Annotated in this window: 16 protein-coding genes; 8 read left to right on the plus strand and 8 right to left on the minus strand. The window is 65.2% G+C overall.

The genetic code is table 11. The features are described 5' to 3' along the window. Positions 1–31 precede the first annotated feature (31 nt). Both AC2FNY_RS00750 and AC2FNY_RS00755 read right to left on the minus strand, forming a co-directional pair. Positions 32–916 carry a c-type cytochrome gene (locus AC2FNY_RS00750; RefSeq protein WP_496801328.1) on the minus strand — a complete coding sequence of 295 codons (885 nt, stop codon included), beginning with the start codon at positions 914–916 and terminating at the stop codon, positions 32–34. 58 nt (positions 917–974) lie between these two features. Further along, positions 975–1,451 carry a c-type cytochrome gene (locus AC2FNY_RS00755; protein WP_234136886.1) on the minus strand — a complete coding sequence of 159 codons (477 nt, stop codon included), beginning with the start codon at positions 1,449–1,451 and terminating at the stop codon, positions 975–977. Positions 1,452–1,551: 100 nt separating this feature from the next. On the opposite strand from AC2FNY_RS00755, the gene AC2FNY_RS00760 reads away from it, so the two are divergent. Then, positions 1,552–2,412, plus strand: coding sequence for a LysR family transcriptional regulator (locus AC2FNY_RS00760; RefSeq protein ID WP_234166462.1), 861 nt, complete (start codon positions 1,552–1,554; stop codon positions 2,410–2,412). Positions 2,413–2,473: 61 nt separating this feature from the next. On the opposite strand, the gene hpt is transcribed toward AC2FNY_RS00760, so the two are convergent. Continuing rightward, the gene (gene hpt, locus AC2FNY_RS00765) at positions 2,474–3,016 is read right to left on the minus strand and encodes a hypoxanthine phosphoribosyltransferase (protein ID WP_234136884.1); all 543 of its coding nucleotides are present in this window, start codon (positions 3,014–3,016) and stop codon (positions 2,474–2,476) included. Positions 3,017–3,090: 74 nt separating this feature from the next. On the opposite strand from hpt, the gene AC2FNY_RS00770 reads away from it, so the two are divergent. Continuing rightward, positions 3,091–3,537: a type II toxin-antitoxin system RatA family toxin gene (locus tag AC2FNY_RS00770; protein ID WP_496801329.1), complete on the plus strand. Its 447-nt coding sequence runs from the start codon at positions 3,091–3,093 to the stop codon at positions 3,535–3,537. Between the two features lie 46 nt (positions 3,538–3,583). Beyond that, positions 3,584–4,879: an MmgE/PrpD family protein gene (locus tag AC2FNY_RS00775; protein WP_496801330.1), complete on the plus strand. Its 1,296-nt coding sequence runs from the start codon at positions 3,584–3,586 to the stop codon at positions 4,877–4,879. A gap of 166 nt (positions 4,880–5,045) precedes the next feature. Here AC2FNY_RS00775 and AC2FNY_RS00780 read toward each other — a convergent pair whose 3' ends face one another. The 4 genes from AC2FNY_RS00780 to AC2FNY_RS00795 form a co-directional block, all read right to left on the minus strand. Beyond that, on the minus strand, positions 5,046–6,227 hold the full coding sequence (locus AC2FNY_RS00780) for an ammonium transporter (RefSeq protein WP_496801331.1): 1,182 nt from the start codon (positions 6,225–6,227) through the stop codon (positions 5,046–5,048). A gap of 154 nt (positions 6,228–6,381) precedes the next feature. Beyond that, on the minus strand, positions 6,382–6,861 hold the full coding sequence (locus AC2FNY_RS00785; RefSeq protein WP_496801332.1) for a CinA family protein: 480 nt from the start codon (positions 6,859–6,861) through the stop codon (positions 6,382–6,384). Then, positions 6,858–7,355, minus strand: a complete 498-nt coding sequence (locus tag AC2FNY_RS00790; RefSeq protein ID WP_496801333.1) for a phosphatidylglycerophosphatase A family protein — start codon at positions 7,353–7,355, stop codon at positions 6,858–6,860. The genes AC2FNY_RS00785 and AC2FNY_RS00790 overlap by 4 nt, the downstream gene beginning before the upstream one ends. After that, complete coding sequence (locus AC2FNY_RS00795) at positions 7,352–8,485, minus strand: bifunctional 2-C-methyl-D-erythritol 4-phosphate cytidylyltransferase/2-C-methyl-D-erythritol 2,4-cyclodiphosphate synthase (RefSeq protein WP_496801334.1); 1,134 nt, start codon at positions 8,483–8,485, stop codon at positions 7,352–7,354. Before AC2FNY_RS00795 ends, AC2FNY_RS00790 begins: the two co-directional genes overlap by 4 nt. A gap of 194 nt (positions 8,486–8,679) precedes the next feature. On the opposite strand from AC2FNY_RS00795, the gene dusB reads away from it, so the two are divergent. The 5 genes from dusB (at position 8,680) to ntrX (ending at position 15,906) form a co-directional block, all read left to right on the plus strand. After that, positions 8,680–9,663 (plus strand): tRNA dihydrouridine synthase DusB, encoded by a 984-nt coding sequence (gene dusB / locus AC2FNY_RS00800; protein ID WP_496801335.1) that lies wholly within the window; start codon positions 8,680–8,682, stop codon positions 9,661–9,663. Then, positions 9,660–10,739, plus strand: coding sequence for a two-component system sensor histidine kinase NtrB (locus AC2FNY_RS00805; RefSeq protein ID WP_496801336.1), 1,080 nt, complete (start codon positions 9,660–9,662; stop codon positions 10,737–10,739). The genes dusB and AC2FNY_RS00805 overlap by 4 nt, the downstream gene beginning before the upstream one ends. Then, positions 10,739–12,112, plus strand: a complete 1,374-nt coding sequence (locus tag AC2FNY_RS00810; RefSeq protein ID WP_234136875.1) for a response regulator — start codon at positions 10,739–10,741, stop codon at positions 12,110–12,112. The genes AC2FNY_RS00805 and AC2FNY_RS00810 overlap by 1 nt, the downstream gene beginning before the upstream one ends. Positions 12,113–12,211: 99 nt before the next feature. Continuing rightward, entirely contained in the window at positions 12,212–14,497 is a 2,286-nt protein-coding gene (locus AC2FNY_RS00815) for a sensor histidine kinase NtrY-like (protein ID WP_496801337.1), read from the plus strand. Continuing rightward, positions 14,494–15,906, plus strand: a complete 1,413-nt coding sequence (gene ntrX / locus AC2FNY_RS00820; RefSeq protein WP_234136873.1) for a nitrogen assimilation response regulator NtrX — start codon at positions 14,494–14,496, stop codon at positions 15,904–15,906. Before AC2FNY_RS00815 ends, ntrX begins: the two co-directional genes overlap by 4 nt. A gap of 17 nt (positions 15,907–15,923) precedes the next feature. On the opposite strand, the gene AC2FNY_RS00825 is transcribed toward ntrX, so the two are convergent. Further along, positions 15,924–16,403: a hypothetical protein gene (locus AC2FNY_RS00825; RefSeq protein WP_234166471.1), complete on the minus strand. Its 480-nt coding sequence runs from the start codon at positions 16,401–16,403 to the stop codon at positions 15,924–15,926. Between the last annotated feature and the right edge of the window lie 9 nt (positions 16,404–16,412).

The raw sequence follows: 16,412 nt of genomic DNA on the forward strand, positions 1-16,412 counted from the left end.
GATGCGCCAGTCCTGACCGGCGCGGGCGCGGTCAGTTTGCGGGTAGCGCCTTGAGATAGGCGGCAATGGCCGCACGGTCCTCGGGCGGCAGTTGTGCGGTGTTCTGGATCACATCCGCCATGGCGCCGCCGGCGCTGTCGTAATCGGGGGTAAACCCGGTTTCCAGGTAATAGGCGATGTCCTCGGCGCTCCACTTCAGCGTCCCCGGCGTCAGGTCGGGAAACCGGCCCTTGCTGCCGGGAATCGGTCCGCCGGTCAGCCATTTGTCGCGCTGCAATCCGCCCAGCGCATCGCGCGGCGTGTGGCATTCGCCGCAATGTCCCAGCGCCTCGACCAGATAGCGCCCGCGTGCGATCTGGTCGTCGGCCGGGTCGGTCATCACCCAGCCCTTGCCCGTGTTGAGCTGTTTCCACATCCCCAGGCCCCGCCGGATGTTGAAGGGAAAGCCCACGTCATGCGCCCGGCTGGGCGTATCCGAGACGGGCAGGGTGATCAGATAGGCATAGAGATCGGCGATATCGCCCAGTTCCGCGTTGGCGTAGGAGACGAAAGGAAAGGCGGGGTAATAATGCTGCCCCTCGGGCGAGGTGCCGTGCATCATGGCATTGACCAGGTCCAGCAGGCTCCAGCCGCCGATCCCGTGTTCGGGTGAGGGCGAGATATTGGGTGCGTAGAACGTGCCGAAGGGGCTGGCAAAGCCTTCTCCCCCGGCCAGAACCAGCTTGGTTTCACCCTCGGCACCCGGCGCCGCATGGCACGAGGCGCAACCGGCAGCGGCAAAGACCAGCGCGCCACGCTGTGCATCGCCCGCGACACCTTCCAAACCGCCCTGAGCCAGGCGTTCGGGCCGGGTGAGCAGCCAGAACACCGCAAGGCCGGCAAGCGCCAGCACCGCACCGATGCGCAAGAGCTTCATCCGCGCCTCCGTCAGAAACAAGGAACCGGTCCCAGTCTAGCCGGGACCGGCGCGCGCGTCACTCTTCGGCGCGGAAGGGCTTGTGACACCCGCCGCAAGAGGCGCCAACCGGGCCGATGGCCCCGCGCAGCGCCTCGAGGTCGGTCCCGGCGGCGGCCTGCAGGGCCGCGACCGCTTCACCCATCGCCTGCGACTTGGCGCCGATATCCGAATCGGCGGCCCAGATTGCGGGAAGGGCGCGGGTCCCCTCGACCGAGGCATTGTCAGACCCGGCGGGCCAGGCGGTGGGCATCCAGATCGACTTGGCGGCGGCCAGGTTGTTGGCGGCCTGCGCGGCGGCTTCGGCGTCATATTCGGCTTCGCCCTTGGCCATGGCGCCAAGAATGCCCAGGTTGAAGGCATAGAGCGTCATCTGCGCCTGGCGGGCCTTGATTTCACGCGCGAATTCGCCCTGTGCGTGGCTACCGGCAAGGGCCAGCCCCCCCACGGCACACAGCGTGGCGGCGGCGATGGCGGTCTTGGTCTTTGCAAACATGTCCCGTCTCCGTTGCGAAAAAGATAATGACAACATCTCCAAGTGTACTTGTGTTAATCTTAGCGGATAGTCTGCATTTCTGGTTAAAGGGTCTTAAATCTTGCACAGATTGAACTGGGACGACCTGCAATTTGTCTTGGCGGTGGTCGAGGCGGGCAGTGTGGCGGGGGCGTCCCGGCAGATGGGGGTCAATCACGCCACCGTTCTGCGCCGGATCGCCGCCTTTGAGGAGAGTGTCGGCACCCAGGTGTTCGACCGGACCCCGCGTGGCTATGTTCTGAGACCCGATCGGTTGCGCCTGATCGCGGCAGCGCGCGAGGTGGGGCAGGCGGTGCAGTCGGTGCACCAGCTGGCGCAGGGGCTGGACGCGCCCCTGGCCGGTCACGTGCGGGTGACCTCGACCGATACGCTGTGCCAGAGCCTGCTGCCCGAGATCCTCGCCGATCTGCACCAGAGTGCGGGGGAATTGCGGCTGTCGCTTATCTCGACCAACAGCCATCTGAACCTGTCGCGGCTCGAGGCCGAATTGACCCTGCGCCCCGCGCCGGTGCTGCCCGAGGGTTTGGTTGGCGAAAGCCCGGTCAGCATGGCCTTTGCAGCCTATGTGGCACCGGGTTGCAATAACGCGGGCTGGCTCGGCTTTGACGGAGCGATGCGGAGGTCGCGACCCTGGGCCTGGCTGGAACCGCAACTGGAACCTGGCGCGGCAATCGGATCGGCCGACAGTTTCCTGGTGCTGCGCGAGATGGTGGCGCAGGGGCTGGGCCGGGCCTTGCTGCCCTGTTTCATCGCCCGCAACGATCCCCGATTGGTGCGGCTTGATGTCGGACTGCCACCCGAGACCGCAACCCCGATCTGGGTCGCCTGTCACGAGGAACTTGCGGATGTGCCGCGCCTGATCCGGGTCCGTGGCCTGCTCTGCCAGGCGCTGCGTGACCGGGCGGCGCAACTCGGCCCGTGAGCCGGGACCAAGAAAATTCGACGAATTTTCTTGGCCTGCGCCGCGCGCGAAGCGGGCCGTTTCAGCCTTCGGTAAAGCGCACCTTGCCGATGAAGGGCAGGTTGCGGTTGCGTTGGGCAAAGTCGATGCCATAGCCCACGACGAATTCATCGGGTATCTCGAAGCCGATCCAGTCGGAGCGGAAATCCACCTCGCGCCGGCTGGGTTTGTCCAGCAGGGCGATGGATTTCAGGCGTTTGGGCTGACGGCTGAGCAACAGATGCGTAACATGGTTCAGCGTGTGGCCGGTATCGACGATATCCTCGACCACCAGCACGTCGCGCCCCTCGATCGGGCTGCGCAGATCCTTGAGGATGCGCACCTCGCGGCTCGATTCCATCGCGTCGCCATAAGAGGAGGCTTCGAGGAAATCGACCTCGATCGGCAGGTCCAGTTCGCGCACCAGATCGGCGATGAACACGAAACTGCCGCGCAAAAGGCCCACCACGACCAGCTTGTCGGTATCGGCGAACTCGGTCTGGATCTCACGGCACAGCGCCTCGATCCGCGCCGCGATGGCCTTGGCCGAGATCATCTCGTCAATCACATAAGCGCGGTCAGTCATCGCAGCCCCCTTGATCTTTGGCGCGCAACATACGAAATCACGCGCCATTGTCACCAACAAATACCCAAGGACAGATGCCCACACATTCGGAAACACGTCGCCTGCCCTATACCGCCCAGCAGATGTACGATCTGGTTGCCGATGTGGCGAAATATCCGCAATTCCTGCCCTGGTGCGCCGCGGCCCGGATCCGCAGCATCACGCCGCAGGGTGCGGCGCAGGTGATGGAGGCCGATCTGGTGATCTCGTTCAAGGTTTTCCGCGAACGGTTCGGCAGCCGGGTGACCCTGTTTCCAAAGGATATGCGGATCGACACCCAATACCTGGACGGGCCGTTCAAATACCTGAAATCCGACTGGGCCTTTGCCGATGCACCCGAGGGGGGCTGCGACGTCTCCTTTCACGTGGATTTCGAGTTCAGGAACGCCATCCTGCAAGGGGTGATCGGTCTCGTGTTCAACGAGGCGATGCACCGGATCGTGCGCGCCTTCGAGGAACGGGCTCGGGCGCTTTACGGCTGAGCGATGCCCTCTTTACGCGGGTCCGTCCGGCGCTAGACTGCGCGTCATGCCAAATTTGACACGCGCCCTTGCCGATTTCGCCACCGGTTCCATCACCACGACGCCCGCCGCCCGGCTGGTCACGTCGCTGTCCGCGCTTGACTGGATCGCGGTCGGTCGGGCCGGGGTCGAGGAGCCGGTCTCGCGCATCCTGCGCGAGATGGTGCTGGAAGAAGGCGGAACCGGGCGCGCGCATCTGTTCGGTGGCGGCGCGGCCCCCCTGCGCGGCGCGGCGCTGGTCAACGGCACCGTGTCCCATGCGCTGGATTACGACGACACTCATTTCGCCCATATCGGCCACCCGTCGGTGGCGGTGTTTCCCGCCGTGCTGGCCATGGCGGAGGCGCGCGATGCCGCGATCGTTGAACTGTTGGAGGCGGCGCTGGTGGGTATGGAGCTCTCGGTGCGCGTGGGACTCTGGCTGGGGCGCGGGCATTATCAGGCAGGGTTTCATCAGACCGCCACCGCGGGCGCCTTTGGTGCCGCCGCCGCTGCCGGGCGGCTGGCCGGGCTGACGCCGGAGCGGATGGCGCTGGCGCTGGGGCTGACCGCCACCCGCGCCGCCGGTCTCAAGGCGCAGTTCGGCACCATGGGCAAACCCTATAACGCGGGTCTGGCGGCCGCGGCCGGGATCGAGGCAGTGGAACTGGTGCGGCGCGGCTTTGTCGCCAATCCGCAAGCGATGGAGGGTGAATACGGCTTTGGCGCCACCCATCACGGCGCGGGTGAGATGTCGGCGCTGGAGGGGCTGGGCGAAAGCTGGCTGTTCGAGCAGGTCAGCCACAAGTTCCATGCCTGCTGCCACGGGCTGCATGCGGCGCTGGAGGCGGCGCGCAGCCTGGATATCGCCGCGCCCGAGGTGGCCACATTGACGGTTCGCACCCATCCGCGCTGGCTGAACGTGTGCAACCAGCCCGCGCCCACCACCGGGCTGGGGGCCAAGTTCTCTTATGGCACCGTGCTGGCGATGCGGGCGCTGGGGCATGATACCGCGCGGCTTGACAGCTATAGCGATGCCATTTGCGCCGATCCCCGGCTGATCCAGCTGCGCGACAGGGTGGAGGTCATCGGCGACGAAAGCCTGAGCGAGACCCAGGCGCATCTGTCGCTCTTGCGCCGTGACGGTCAGCGACAGGAGGTGAGCCATGACCTGATGGCGCCACTGACGCTTGCCGAGCGCGAGGAACGCGTGCGCGCCAAGGCGGCCAAGCTGATCGGGGGCGGTGCCGCCGACGAGATCTGGGCCTTGCTGCGCACCGGCGGCGGGGCGGCTGATCTGGCGTCGCGTTTGACCGCTGGCTGAGGCGGTATCGCGCGTGCCGCGCGATGCCTCCGGCGGGGATATTTACAGCAAGAGGAAAAAGGGGGTCTTCAAGGGGAGAGGTTGAGGTACCGCCCAGAGAAAAGGCGGACCCCTTTTCAGAGATCCGCCTGAGCCCTTGAAGGGCGTCGGAACAGCCGAGGTGGGCTCAGCTGCTCATGTCATAGGCCCGCTCCCCATGCACGGAGAGGTCGAGCCCGTTTGTCTCGGTCTCGGCATCTACGCGAAGCGGAGTGATGAGCGCAACCACCTTGATCAACACGATGGTGACAACTGCCGTGAAGACACCCACGATGACCAGCCCGCCCAGCTGCGCGGCCCAGCTGCCGGCGCCGAGCACGGCGATCATGAGCGTGCCAAAGATGCCGCCGACCCCGTGCACGGCAAAGACGTCGAGCGTATCGTCGATCTTGAGCGTGTTGCGCACCAGGTTCACCGCCTCTTGACAGAGGATCCCCGCGACGGCGCCAATGAGCAGTGCTGCGGCCGGGCCGACAAAACCGCTGGCGGGCGTGATCGAGGCAAGACCTGCGATGGTGCCGGTGACGAGGCCGACCAGCGAGGCCTTGCCGTATTTGATCCGCTCCCACAGCGCCCAGCTGAGCGAGGCGGTGGCGGCCGAGATATGGGTGACGGTCAGCGCCATGGCGGCACCGCCATCGGCGGCCAGTTGCGAACCGCCGTTGAAACCGAACCAGCCCACCCACAGCATCGCCGCACCGATCATCACGAAACCGGGATTATGCGGCGGGGTGGTGCGGTTCCGACGCGGCCCCAGCACGACCGCGATGATCAGTGCGGCCAGACCGGCGGTTTCATGCACCACGATGCCGCCGGCGAAATCCTTGACGCCCGTCTCGCCAAAGATGCCGCCATCGGCCAGCATGCCGCCGCCCCAGATCCAATGCACCACCGGCGCATAACAAAGCAGCATCCAGAGGCCCGAGAAGGTGAGGACAAAGCCGAAGCCCACGCGCTCGACATAGGCGCCGACGATCAGGGCGGGGGTGATGATGGCGAATGTCATCTGGAAGGCAAAGAACAGGATCTCGGGCAGGGTGCCGCTAAGGCTGTCGGCAGTGACACCGGTCAGCATCACTTTGTCCAGCCCGCCCCAGAACCCCGATGAACCGCCGCCAAAGGCGATGGAGTAGCCAGCCACCAGCCAGAGCACGCTCATCAGACAGGCAATGGCGAAACAGTGCATGAAGACGCTCAGCACGTTGCGGGCGCGCACGAGGCCGCCATAGAACAGGGCCAGCCCCGGCAATGTCATGAAGAGGACCAGGGCCGTGGCCACGATGATCCAGGCGGTATCGGCTCCGTTCATGGGCCGCTCTCCTTTGCTGCGAATGCGAGTGGTGAGAGCGGTTGTGCGGATTTCAGGCGCGGGAAAAAGAGGCGGCCCGCCGGAAACCTGCCTGTTTTTGCCGCTTTTTTTCAAGTGATTAAAAAAGCGGCGCTTTGACCCCGGCTTTGCCGGTTCAGGCGGCGATCAGGGAAAGGCCGCGATCCAGCAACGCCAGGGCATGGTCGCGGGCGGCCGCGCGCACCTGGGCACGGCCCAACGCGCCGAATTCGACCGTTTCGCTGCTGGTGGCGATGCCATCGCCCGCCAGCGCGAAACAGACCCGACCCTCGGGCTTGAACTCGGACCCGCCGGGCCCTGCGATGCCGGTGATCGACACCGCCAGCGTGGCGCGAGAATGATCCAGCGCGCCCTCGGCCATTTCGCGCGCGACCTGTTCGGACACCGCGCCATGCGCGTCGATCGTGGCCTTGCGCACGCCCAGCATCTCTTGCTTGGCGCTGTTGGAATAGGTGACGAACCCGCGTTCGACCACGTCGGAACTGCCGGGAATGTCGGTCAGGGCGGCGATCACCATGCCGCCGGTGCAGCTTTCGGCGGTGGCGATCCTGGTGCCCTGTTTTCGGGCACGTTCCAGCAGGTCGGCAACAGTCATAGGCCCAATACTCCATGTGAAAACCCCGCCAGCAGCGCGGTGCCGATGGCGGCGAAAAGACCGGCGATGATATCGTCCAGCATCACCCCCGTCGGGTCGCCCCGGCGGTCGGCCCAGCCGACCGGGCCGGGTTTGGTGATGTCGAACAGGCGAAACAGGACAAAGGCCGCGATCCAGCCGGGCCAGAGTGCCGACATGTCGAGCCCGTGCAGCCAGGCGGGCAGGGACAGCGCCCAGAGCGCCAGGAACTGGCCCGCCACTTCGTCGATGACGATTTCCGAGGGGTCGTGATCGGCCTTACCCGCGGTCATTACCCGCGTTGCCCAGAGCCCGGCGAGATAGGCGCCCGCGGTGGCCAGCGCCAGCAGGGGAAAGCCGCCCAGCTGATGCAGGACCCAGGCCAGCGGCAGCGCGGCAAGCGACCCCCAGGTGCCCGGCGCGGGGCGCAGATAGCCGACGCCGCCGACGGTACCGATCAGCGATGCAACGCTCATGGTTTCACCAGACAGGCGGTGGCCAGCGCGGCGATCCCTTCTCCCCGGCCGGTGAAACCCAGCCGTTCGGATGTGGTGGCCTTGACCGAGATACGGGTTGCCTCCAGCCCCATGATGCGGGACATTTCCCGTTGCATTGCAAAGGCATGCGGGCCGATCTTTGGGTATTCGCAAACCAGCGTGCAGTCGATGTTCGAGACGGTGAAACCGCGCGCGCGCACCAGGTCGACCGCGTGACGCAGAAAGATCTCGCTGGCCGCGCCCTTCCATTGCGGGTCCGAAGGCGGAAAATGGCGGCCGATATCGCCCTCGGCCAGCGCGCCATAGAGGGCGTCGGTGACCGCATGCATGCCCACATCGGCATCGGAATGGCCCTGCAAACCCCGGTCGTGCGGCACCTTGATCCCGCAAAGGATTACGTGATCGCCCGGTCCGAACCGGTGCACGTCATATCCATTGCCAAGCCTTACATCCATGTCCTGCCTCAATATCCGTTCGGCGCGGGCGAAATCCTCGGCCCGCGTGATTTTCAGGTTGTCGGGGTCGCCCGGCACGATGGCCACGGTCAACCCGGCGGCGCGCGCCACCTCGACGTCATCCGCCGCAGCGCCCGGGTGGGCGGCATGGGCCGCGACGATGGCGTCATAGCGAAAGCCCTGCGGCGTCTGCGCGGCAAACAGCCCGTCACGGTCGCGGGTACCGGTCACCAGGCCCTCGGCCCCGGTCCAGAGCGCATCGGTCACCGCCAGTCCGGGCGCCGCGCCGGGATGGTTGTCGAGCGCATCGAGAACGGCGCTGATGGTGCTGGCGGAGACACAGGGCCGCGCCACGTCATGGATCAGCACCTTGGTGATACCCAGACCGTCCAGCGCCGCCAGCCCGTTCTGAACCGAGCCCGCACGATCGTCTCCGCCCGGCGCCAGGATCAGCGGGGTCTGCGCGAATTCCTTCCACGCATCGCGGTCATCGGGATGCAGCACCAGAACCACGTGACCGATCTGCGGGGCGGCAAAGCGTTCCAGCGTCCAGTCGGCCACCCGGCGCCCGGCCAGCGGGCGCCATTGTTTCGGCACGCCACCGCCCGCGCGGGTGCCGCGCCCGGCGGCAACGATGATGGCAGCTGTGGTCATGGCGGTCCTCGGGGCGCGGGTAGGCGGGTATTGCCCGATCTTTATGGGGTGACGCCTTCGCTGGCAATGACCCGTGGTGTAGCGATTAAAAATTAGGCAGATGCGTAATTGATGACCCTTGATTGGGTGCGATTCATTGTGCAATGGCCTTGGCTTCATTACCAAGACCTCAATTGCACAAGGATTAGGCACAGGTGACGCTGCATCTCGGAGACAAGACCCTGACCCCGCCGGTGATCCTGGCGCCGATGGCCGGAATCACCGACCGGCCCTTTCGTGACCTGGTGATGGAATTCGGCGCCGGCATGGTGGTGAGCGAGATGGTTGCCAGCCAGGAGATGGTTCAGGCCAAACCGGGCGTGCGCGAGCGGGCGGAACTGTCGGCGGATGTGGAAAACACCGCCGTGCAGCTTGCCGGGCGCGACACCCATTGGATCGCCGAGGCTGCCCGTCAGGTTGCCGACCGGGGCGCGCGGGTGATCGACATCAACATGGGGTGTCCGGCCAAGAAGGTGACCAACGGCTATTCCGGCTCGGCCCTGCTCAAGACCCCCGATCACGCATTGCGCCTGATCGAGGCGGTCGTGGGGGCCGTCGAGGTGCCGGTGACGCTCAAGACCCGGCTGGGCTGGGACGATACGCTGATGAACGCGCCTGATGTGGCGCGGCGCGCGGCGGATGCGGGGGTGCGCATGGTGACGATCCATGGCCGAACCCGTTGCCAGTTCTACAAGGGACGCGCCGATTGGGCGGCGATTGCGGCAGTGCGCGCGGCGGTCGATGTGCCGCTGATCGCCAATGGCGACATCACCTGCGCCGAGACGGCCCGGCAGGCGCTGGAGCGGTCTGGCGCCGACGGGGTCATGGTGGGGCGCGGTGCGCAAGGGCGACCCTGGCTGCTGGCGCAGATTTCCCATGCGCTCTATGGCACGCCCGCGCCCGAGGTGCCGCAGGGTGCGGCGCTCGCCGACATGGTGGCGCGCCACTATCAGGCGATGCTGGATTTCTATGGGCGTGACCTGGGCCTGCGCGTGGCGCGCAAGCATCTGGGATGGTACATGGACGAGGCCGCCACCCCGGCACCGCTGCGCAAACAGGTGCTGACGGCGCGCGACCCCGAGGCCGTGTTGCGCCTGCTGCCCGAGGTGCTGAGCGGCACGGCGGAGGCGGCGGCATGAGCGCTGAAAACGCCATCTGGGCCTCGCTGCCGGTGCCCGCCTTCCTGATCGACGCCGGCGACCGGATCGTCGACGTGAACTCTGCCGCCGAAGGGTTCCTGAACCTGTCGCGCAAGGCGGTGCTGGGCCAGCCGGTCTGGGATCAACTGGCCATCGACGCGCCGATCGAACCTGCGTTCGAGCGCGCCCGAGCCCAGGGTACACCGCTGTTCGTCAACGATATCGATGTCGGCTCGGGCAATCGGGCTCCGTTGCAATGCGCCATCCAGATCGCCCCCCTGATCGGCAGTCCCGGTGTGATGATGATGCTGCTCAGCCCGCGCGAACTGGCCGGGCGGATGACGCAGAGCCATTCGGTGAAATCGGCAGCGCAATCAGCCATCGGCATGGCCGAGATGCTGGCGCACGAGATCAAGAACCCGCTGGCGGGCATCACCGGCGCGGCGCAGCTTCTGAGCATGAACCTCGCGGCCGAAGACCTTGAACTCACGGATCTTATCGTGGCCGAAAGTCGCCGTATCGTAAAACTGCTGGAGCAGGTCGAACAATTCGGCAATCTCAGCGTGCCCGATTTCAAGCCGGTCAATATTCACGACGTGCTGGACCGGGCCCGCCGCTCGGCGCTGCTTGGCTTTGGCGCGCATATGAAGATCATCGAGGATTACGACCCCTCGCTGCCGCTGGCCTATGGCGACCCCGACCAGCTGTTGCAGGTGGTGTTGAACCTGCTGAAAAACGCCTCCGAGGCGGCGCCGGGTGGCGGCACCATCCGGCTGCATACCTATTTCGAACATTCCTTCCGTCTGCGCCGCAATGACGGCTCGGGCCATTCCCTGCCGCTTCAGGTCGAGGTGATCGACGACGGTCCGGGCCTGCCCGCAGAGATCCGCGCCGATATCTTCGATCCCTTTGTCTCGGGGCGCGAGAACGGCACCGGGCTGGGCCTGGCGCTGGTGAGCAAGATCATTTCCGACCATGACGGCTGGATCGCCGTCGATTCGGTCCCGGGCCGCACGGTGTTCCGCCTGTCGCTGCCCCGGGTGCCGAAGCAAAGCGGCGAAAAGGAGAGCAACTGATGGATGGCACGGTTCTGGTGGCCGACGACGACCGCACGATCCGCACGGTGCTGACCCAGGCGCTGACGCGGGCGGGGTGCAAGGTGCATGCGACCTCAAGCCTGACCACGCTGATGCGCTGGGTGGCCGAGGGCAAGGGCGATGTGGTGATCTCGGATGTGATCATGCCCGATGGCAACGGGCTGGAGATGCTCCCCAAGATCTCGCAGGACAGGCCCGGCCTGCCGGTGATCGTGATCTCGGCCCAGAACACGATCATGACCGCGATCCAGGCCGCCGAGGCCGAGGCCTATGACTATCTGCCCAAACCCTTTGACCTGCCCGACCTGATGAAACGCACCGCGCGTGCGCTGGAGCAGAAGCGGCGCAGCGCGCCCTCTGAGCCGCGCGACGAGGTCGCCGAGCGGCCCGACGAGTTGCCGCTGGTGGGGCGCACCCCGGCGATGCAGGCGCTCTATCGACTGGTGGCCAAGGTGATGAACACCGATCTGCCGGTTATGATCTCGGGCGAGAGCGGCACAGGCAAGTCGCTGATCGCGCGCACAATCCACGATTTCTCGGACCGCCGCACCTTGCCCTTTGTCTCGGTCACCGCCGCAGACCTGATGGAACTCGAAGGGCCGGCGCGGGTGCTGGCGCGGGTCAAGGGCGGTACGCTGCTGATCGACGAAATCGCCGATATCAGTGACGAGATTCAGGGCCGGATCGTACGGATGATGGATGCGCCCGGCGATTACGTGCCGCGGTTCATGGCCACCAGCCAGGGCGATCCGGCCCGCGCGATGGAGGCGGGCAAGCTGCGGCGCGACCTTTACTACCGGCTGTGCGGGGCGCCCATACATGTGCCCGCCCTGCGCGAGCGGGTGGACGATATTCCGCTGTTGACCGAGTATTTCATGGCCAAGGCCGAACGCGAAGGGGCGCCAAAGCGCTGGTTGGGCACTGGCGCGGCCGAACTGTTCCGCCTCTATTCCTGGCCGGGCAATGTGCGGCAGTTGGAGAACGCGGTGCGCCGCTTGTCGCTGATCAGCCGGGCCGAGGAAATCTCGCGCACCGAGGTCGAGCAGGTGCTGGGCAATCAGCCCGAACTGGAACCCGCGCTTGGCGGACGCGGCGATGCCGAAAAGCTTTCTGCCTCGGTCGCGCGGCATCTGCGGCGCTATTTTGACCTGCACGGCAGTGTTCTGCCGCCGCCGGGCCTGTACCAACGCATCCTGCGCGAAGTCGAGGCGCCGCTGATCGAAATCGCGCTCGAAGCATCGGGCGGCAATCAGGCCAAATGCGCCGATCTTCTGGGGATCAACCGGAATACGCTGCGCAAGAAGATCACCGACCTCGATATAGAGGTGACACGGCGCCGTAAGCTGATGTAATATCGCCACACAAAGCGTGGCATCCGGGCCTCAACCCGGCAGAGACCACGAGATATGGCGGTAAGCCGCTTTGGCGGCACATCAGGATGAGGGCAGCAGGTGACAACCCGGTCACAGAACGGGCCGTTCATTTCTCTCAGCGAATGGCGCAAGACACGAAAAGCGCGCAATATCGGGACCTTGGGGCTGGTTGTTCTGGGCCCGGTTTTGACCGTTGCGACCTATCTGGTGACCGGACCCTTCGATCTGGGGGCTGGCTCCACCACGTTGCGACTCATCCTGCTTGCAGACCTTGTCTATATTCTGGTTCTAGCGGCGCTGGTGCTGTCGCAGGTGGGGCGGCTGGTGGCCGCCCGGCGCGAGAAATCGGCGGGATCCCGCCTGCACCTGCGCCTGATCGGGGTGTTTACCCTGTTAGCGCTTATCCCGACGATCACGGTGGCGATCTTTGCCGGGCTGACGCTCAATATCGGGCTCGAAGGCTGGTTCTCGGACCGGGTGCGCAACGTCGTGGGCAGCTCGCTCGCGGCGGCCGAGGCCTATGAGCTGGAACACCGCGAGGGGCTGACCCAGGATGCCCGCGCATTGGCCCGCTATCTGGATCAGGCCCGTTCGCTCAACTTCTTCATCTCGGATGCCGAGCTGCGCGGTGTGTTGGCCCAGGGTCAGGGCCAGATTCAGCGCGGCCTGCGCGAGGCTTATGTGGTGGATGGCAGCGGCGAGATCAGGGCGCGTGGCGACCGGTCCTATCAGTTCGACTATGAACAGCCCGAGCCCGACCAGTTCCGCGCCGCCCAGACCAACGGTCATGTGATCATCCAGGATTGGGACAACAGCGAATTTCGGGCGCTGGTGATGCTTCAGGCCTATCCTGACCGGTATCTCTATGTCAGCCGAGAGGTTGATGGCGAGATCCTCAACCTGCTCGACGATACCAAGGAAACGGTGCATCTGTATCAGCAGCTCGAGAACGAGCGCGGGCGGGTATTGTTCGAATTCGGCCTGCTTTATTTGGGCTTTGCGGTGATCCTGATCCTGGCTGCGGTCTGGTTGGGCCTTTGGTTTGCCGAACGTCTGTCGCGCCCTGTCGGGCGGCTGACAACCGCGGCTCAGCGCGTCGGTGGCGGTGATCTGGGCGTGCAGGTGCCCGAGGAACAGGGCGATGACGAGATCGCCATGCTGGGGCGCTATTTCAACCAGATGACCCGCCAGTTGAAGGGGCAGCGCGACACGCTTTTGGAAAACACCCATCAGATCGAACGCCGCCGACGGCTGTTCGATTCGGTGCTCAGCTCGGTCACCTCGGGTGTGGTGGGGTTGGATGCACAGGGGCGGGTGACATTCGTCAACCGCTCGGCCGAACGGCTGCTGGACTGGTCAGGCGACGAGCAGAGCCTCGATCTGGCGGTGGCCGTGCCGGAGTTCGTGCCCTTGTTCGAGAGCCTTGTCGGGACCGCGCAGGAAACCGTGCAGGCCGAGATCAAGGTGACCCGCAAGGGGCAGCTGGAAAACCTGCTGGTCCGCATGTCCACCCGGCGCGGCGAGGATGACACGCTGGAGGGGTACGTGGTCGCCTTTGACGATGTCACCGACCTGGTCAGCGCCCAGCGAATGGCGGCCTGGGGCGATGTGGCCCGGCGCATCGCACATGAGATCAAGAACCCGCTGACCCCCATCCAGCTGAGCGCCGAGCGCATCAAGCGCAAGTTCTCGCGCAAGCTGGACGAGGCCGATTGCGACAGCCTGGAATCGATGACCGATGTGATCGTGCGTCAGACCAACGACCTGCGCCGCATCGTCGACGAATTCTCGAAATTCGCCCGCATGCCCGAACCCGACCGGCATGAGGAGGATCTGACCCGCCTGGTGCGCGACGCGGTGCTGCTGCAACAAACGGGCCAGCCAGACGTGGCGGTCCAGGCGGATCTGCCCGACGCGCCTCTGATGGGCAATGTGGATGCTACCATGCTTAGTCAGGCGCTGATAAACCTGATCAAGAACGCGGGCGAAGCGATTGAAACATTGGTGAAAAAGGGTGCGCCTGAAGGGCTGAAACCGGAAATCCGGGTGACCCTGACCGGCGACGCCGAGGGCAGCCAGATCACCATTGCCGACAACGGGATCGGCCTGCCCGAGGACCGGGCGCGCCTCTTTGAGCCCTATGTCACCACCCGCGACGAGGGCACCGGCCTGGGCTTGCCCATCGTCAAGAAGATCATCGAGGAACATGGCGGGACGCTGCATCTGGAGGATGCGCCCGTCTTCGACGGCCAGGACCATTTCGGCGCCATGGCTGTCATCCGATTGCCGGGCTACGACCCGGCCTCCAGATCCGCCATGCAGAGACAGGCGGCCAGAAACAAGGCGAAAGCAGGACCGACATGAGTGATATTTTGATCGTTGACGACGAGCGCGACATTCGGGAACTGGTCTCGGATATTCTTGAGGACGAAGGCTATACCACCCGTCTAGCGGGCACGTCCGACGAATGCATGGCCGAAATCAATGCCGAACCACCGGGGCTTCTTATCCTCGATATCTGGCTGAAGGACAGCCGGATGGACGGGATCGACATCCTCAAGACGGTGAAGCGTGACAACCCGGATGTGCCGGTGGTGATCATCTCTGGGCACGGCAATATCGAGATCGCGGTAGCCGCGATCAAGCAGGGCGCATACGATTTCATCGAGAAACCGTTCAACATCGACCAGTTGATGGTGGTGATCCGCCGCGCGATGGAAACCTCGCGCCTGCGTCGCGAGAATGCGCAACTGAAGCGCCGCGAAGTGACCAGCGCAGAGATGATCGGCCAGTCGACGGCATTCCGCGCCATGATCGGCCAGCTCGACAAGGTAACCAAGTCCAATGGCCGCGTGATGCTGCGCGGACCGGCAGGAGCGGGCAAGGAGATTGCCGCGCGTTATATCCATGCCCATTCCAACCGTGCCAACGCGCCTTTTGTGACCGTCAACTGTGCCGGGGTCGAGCCGGAGCGGATGGAAGAGATGCTGTTCGGTCGTGAAAGCCAGGAGCGTGGTGTCGAACCCGGTCTGCTGGAACAGGCCCATGGTGGTGTGGTGTTCTTTGACGAGGTGGCGGACATGCCGTCCGGAACCCAGTCGAAAATCCTGCGGGTGCTGGTGGATCAGCAATTCCAGCGGGTCGGCGGCACCGACAAGGTGCGGGTTGATCTGCGGGTAATCTCCTCCACCAACCGCGATCTCGAGGCCGAGATCCAGGCCGAACGCTTCCGCCAGGAGCTGTATCACCGTCTGAACGTGGTGCCGATCGCGGTGCCCTCGCTCGAGGATCGGCGCGAGGATATTCCGGTTCTGGCCGGCTATTTCATCGAACAGTGTCATCAGAGCCAAGGCCTGCCGCTGCGCGAGTTGAGTGACGAGGCGGTCGCGCTGATGCAGACCATGTCCTGGCCGGGCAATGTGCGCCAGCTCAAGAACCTGATCGAGCGGGTGCTGATCCTGGGCGAGGGTACCGGTTCAATCGAGGCGCGCGAACTGCCCAGCGACGAGGGCAAGGCCGCCGAAGAGGGCCGGGTGGTGCTGTCGGGCGCGCTGGCGACCCTGCCGTTGCGCGAGGCGCGCGAGGCGTTCGAACGCGAATACCTGCTGACCCAGATCAACCGGTTTGGCGGCAATATCAGCCGCACCGCCAGCTTTGTCGGGATGGAGCGCAGCGCGCTGCACCGCAAGCTGAAATCGCTGGGTGTGGTCACCTCCAGCAAGTCGGGTGCCCGCGTGGCGCATATGGACGAAGAGGTGGAGGCCGCCGAGTAAGGGGAGCTGTCGCGCCCCTAGCCCGCGGGCCGGGGCGTGACCACCTGATACGAGCCGTCCTGATAGGTCACCACGCAGGAATTCGGCCCCAGCGCCGGTAATTTGGCGCCGCGCACCGGCTGTACCTGGGCAGCCACCGCCTCGCTGCATCGGGGCAGTTCGACCGGAGCATAGCCCTTGGCGGCCATGCATTGCTGTTCGACACGGGCGCGCAGGCCGGAATTGGCGTCGACGGTATAGACATTGCCCGGCACCCAGTTGCCCGGCGTGGTGTAACACTGGCCGGCAGAGTTGCAGACGGTGCGCCCCGGATAAAAGATTGGCGGGCTTTGCCGGACCTGATTGGCCACCGGCGCATCGCGCAGCGCCTTGACCTCGCAATCGAGCGTATCCGACTGTTGCCGTGTAACGCTGACGCCCTCGCGGTAATAGATCGAAAGCGGGCCGCAACCCGTTAGAATCACTGTGGCGGCAAGGGGCAGGGTCCAGAGTTTCATGCATGGCAG

The sequence above is a fragment of the Ruegeria sp. BHSC223 genome (assembly GCF_059613025.1).

What these genes read in the sequence shown, in the direction of transcription:
- AC2FNY_RS00750 (WP_496801328.1), bottom strand. Translation starts at nt 916, where the DNA reads ATGAAGCTCTTGCGCATCGGTGCGGTGCTGGCGCTTGCCGGCCTTGCG.
- AC2FNY_RS00755 (WP_234136886.1), bottom strand. Translation starts at nt 1,451, where the DNA reads ATGTTTGCAAAGACCAAGACCGCCATCGCCGCCGCCACGCTGTGTGCC.
- hpt (WP_234136884.1), bottom strand. Translation starts at nt 3,016, where the DNA reads ATGACTGACCGCGCTTATGTGATTGACGAGATGATCTCGGCCAAGGCC.
- AC2FNY_RS00770 (WP_496801329.1), top strand. Translation starts at nt 3,091, where the DNA reads ATGCCCACACATTCGGAAACACGTCGCCTGCCCTATACCGCCCAGCAG.
- AC2FNY_RS00775 (WP_496801330.1), top strand. Translation starts at nt 3,584, where the DNA reads ATGCCAAATTTGACACGCGCCCTTGCCGATTTCGCCACCGGTTCCATC.
- AC2FNY_RS00780 (WP_496801331.1), bottom strand. Translation starts at nt 6,227, where the DNA reads ATGAACGGAGCCGATACCGCCTGGATCATCGTGGCCACGGCCCTGGTC.
- AC2FNY_RS00785 (WP_496801332.1), bottom strand. Translation starts at nt 6,861, where the DNA reads ATGACTGTTGCCGACCTGCTGGAACGTGCCCGAAAACAGGGCACCAGG.
- AC2FNY_RS00790 (WP_496801333.1), bottom strand. Translation starts at nt 7,355, where the DNA reads ATGAGCGTTGCATCGCTGATCGGTACCGTCGGCGGCGTCGGCTATCTG.
- AC2FNY_RS00795 (WP_496801334.1), bottom strand. Translation starts at nt 8,485, where the DNA reads ATGACCACAGCTGCCATCATCGTTGCCGCCGGGCGCGGCACCCGCGCG.
- AC2FNY_RS00805 (WP_496801336.1), top strand. Translation starts at nt 9,660, where the DNA reads ATGAGCGCTGAAAACGCCATCTGGGCCTCGCTGCCGGTGCCCGCCTTC.
- AC2FNY_RS00810 (WP_234136875.1), top strand. Translation starts at nt 10,739, where the DNA reads ATGGATGGCACGGTTCTGGTGGCCGACGACGACCGCACGATCCGCACG.
- ntrX (WP_234136873.1), top strand. Translation starts at nt 14,494, where the DNA reads ATGAGTGATATTTTGATCGTTGACGACGAGCGCGACATTCGGGAACTG.
- AC2FNY_RS00825 (WP_234166471.1), bottom strand. Translation starts at nt 16,403, where the DNA reads ATGAAACTCTGGACCCTGCCCCTTGCCGCCACAGTGATTCTAACGGGT.